At 52.9% G+C, this 3,047-nt stretch carries 1 rRNA gene; it reads right to left on the reverse strand.

What is annotated here, in order from left to right:
- Nucleotides 1–38: 38 nt before the first annotated feature.
- Nucleotides 39–2,968, reverse strand: a 23S ribosomal RNA gene (locus tag BGM27_RS18450).
- Nucleotides 2,969–3,047: the final 79 nt, after the last annotated feature.

Consider the following 3,047-nt stretch of genomic DNA (forward strand, 5'->3'; position numbering starts at 1 on the left):
TTCTCTCAAAACTAGATAACAGTAAGCATACATTCAAATTGGTTAAGTCCTCGATCGATTAGTATCTGTCAGCTCCATGTGTCGCCACACTTCCACCTCAGACCTATCAACCTGATCATCTTTCAGGGATCTTACTTCCTTGCGGAATGGGAAATCTCATCTTGAGGGGGGCTTCATGCTTAGATGCTTTCAGCACTTATCCCGTCCGCACATAGCTACCCAGCGATGCCCTTGGCAGAACAACTGGTACACCAGCGGTGCGTCCATCCCGGTCCTCTCGTACTAAGGACAGCTCCTCTCAAATTTCCTGCGCCCGCGACGGATAGGGACCGAACTGTCTCACGACGTTCTGAACCCAGCTCGCGTACCGCTTTAATGGGCGAACAGCCCAACCCTTGGGACCGACTACAGCCCCAGGATGCGATGAGCCGACATCGAGGTGCCAAACCTCCCCGTCGATGTGGACTCTTGGGGGAGATAAGCCTGTTATCCCCGGGGTAGCTTTTATCCGTTGAGCGATGGCCCTTCCATGCGGAACCACCGGATCACTAAGCCCGACTTTCGTCCCTGCTCGACTTGTAGGTCTCGCAGTCAAGCTCCCTTGTGCCTTTACACTCTGCGAATGATTTCCAACCATTCTGAGGGAACCTTTGGGCGCCTCCGTTACCTTTTAGGAGGCGACCGCCCCAGTCAAACTGCCCACCTGACACTGTCTCCCCGCCCGATAAGGGCGGCGGGTTAGAAGGTCAATACAGCCAGGGTAGTATCCCACCGATGCCTCCACCGAAGCTGGCGCTCCGGTTTCCAAGGCTCCTACCTATCCTGTACAAGCTGTACCAACATTCAATATCAGGCTGCAGTAAAGCTCCACGGGGTCTTTCCGTCCTGTCGCGGGTAACCTGCATCTTCACAGGTACTATAATTTCACCGAGTCTCTCGTTGAGACAGTGCCCAGATCGTTGCGCCTTTCGTGCGGGTCGGAACTTACCCGACAAGGAATTTCGCTACCTTAGGACCGTTATAGTTACGGCCGCCGTTTACTGGGGCTTCAATTCGCACCTTCGCTTACGCTAAGCGCTCCTCTTAACCTTCCAGCACCGGGCAGGCGTCAGCCCCTATACTTCGCCTTACGGCTTCGCAGAGACCTGTGTTTTTGCTAAACAGTCGCCTGGGCCTATTCACTGCGGCTCTCTCGGGCTTGCACCCTAACAGAGCACCCCTTCTCCCGAAGTTACGGGGTCATTTTGCCGAGTTCCTTAACGAGAGTTCTCTCGATCACCTTAGGATTCTCTCCTCGCCTACCTGTGTCGGTTTGCGGTACGGGCACCTCTCACCTCGCTAGAGGCTTTTCTTGGCAGTGTGGAATCAGGAACTTCGCTACTATAATTCGCTCGCCATCACAGCTCAGCCTTCACGGGAAACGGATTTGCCTATTTCCCAGCCTAACTGCTTGGACGCGGATATCCAATACCGCGCTTACCCTATCCTCCTGCGTCCCCCCATTGCTCAAATGGTGAGGAGGTGGTACAGGAATATCAACCTGTTATCCATCGCCTACGCCTTTCGGCCTCGGCTTAGGTCCCGACTAACCCTGAGCGGACGAGCCTTCCTCAGGAAACCTTAGGCATTCGGTGGAGGGGATTCTCACCCCTCTTTCGCTACTCATACCGGCATTCTCACTTCTAAGCGCTCCACAAGTCCTTCCGGTCTTGCTTCACAGCCCTTAGAACGCTCTCCTACCACTGTTCGAAGAACAGTCCGCAGCTTCGGTGATACGTTTAGCCCCGGTACATTTTCGGCGCAGAGTCACTCGACCAGTGAGCTATTACGCACTCTTTAAATGGTGGCTGCTTCTAAGCCAACATCCTGGTTGTCTAAGCAACTCCACATCCTTTTCCACTTAACGTATACTTTGGGACCTTAGCTGGCGGTCTGGGCTGTTTCCCTTTCGACTACGGATCTTATCACTCGCAGTCTGACTCCCAAGGATAAGTCATCGGCATTCGGAGTTTGACTGAATTCGGTAACCCGGTAGGGGCCCCTAGTCCAATCAGTGCTCTACCTCCGAGACTCTTACCTTGAGGCTAGCCCTAAAGCTATTTCGGAGAGAACCAGCTATCTCCAGGTTCGATTGGCATTTCACCCCTACCCACACCTCATCCCCGCACTTTTCAACGTGCGTGGGTTCGGGCCTCCATTCAGTGTTACCTGAACTTCACCCTGGACATGGGTAGATCACCTGGTTTCGGGTCTACGACCACGTACTCAATTCGCCCTATTCAGACTCGCTTTCGCTGCGGCTCCGCATCTTCTGCTTAACCTTGCACGGGATCGTAACTCGCCGGTTCATTCTACAAAAGGCACGCCATCACCCGTTAACGGGCTCTGACTACTTGTAGGCACACGGTTTCAGGATCTCTTTCACTCCCCTTCCGGGGTGCTTTTCACCTTTCCCTCACGGTACTGGTTCACTATCGGTCACTAGGGAGTATTTAGCCTTGGGAGATGGTCCTCCCGGATTCCGACGGAATTTCACGTGTTCCGCCGTACTCAGGATCCACTCAGGAGAGAACGAAGTTTTGACTACAGGGCTGTTACCTCCTATGGCGGGCCTTTCCAGACCTCTTCATCTACCTCGTTCCTTTGTAACTCCGTACAGAGTGTCCTACAACCCCAAGAGGCAAGCCTCTTGGTTTGGGCTGGTCCCGTTTCGCTCGCCGCTACTCAGGGAATCGCATTTGCTTTCTCTTCCTCCGGGTACTTAGATGTTTCAGTTCCCCGGGTCTGCCTTCTCATATCCTATGTATTCAGATATGGATACCACTCCATTACGAGTGGTGGGTTTCCCCATTCGGAAATCTCCGGATCAAAGCTTGCTTACAGCTCCCCGAAGCATATCGGTGTTCGTCCCGTCCTTCATCGGCTCCTAGTGCCAAGGCATCCACCGTGCGCCCTTTCTAACTTAACCGTTAAAAAGAATCACTACGTGATATCTTGCATTACTAATTGAATGTGAATTACTTCTGTTATCTAGTTTTCAAAGAACA

Origin of the sequence: Bacillus sp. FJAT-27001, from assembly GCF_019039175.1 — a bacterium.
Classification (GTDB): domain Bacteria; phylum Bacillota; class Bacilli; order Bacillales; family Bacillaceae; genus Bacillus; species Bacillus velezensis.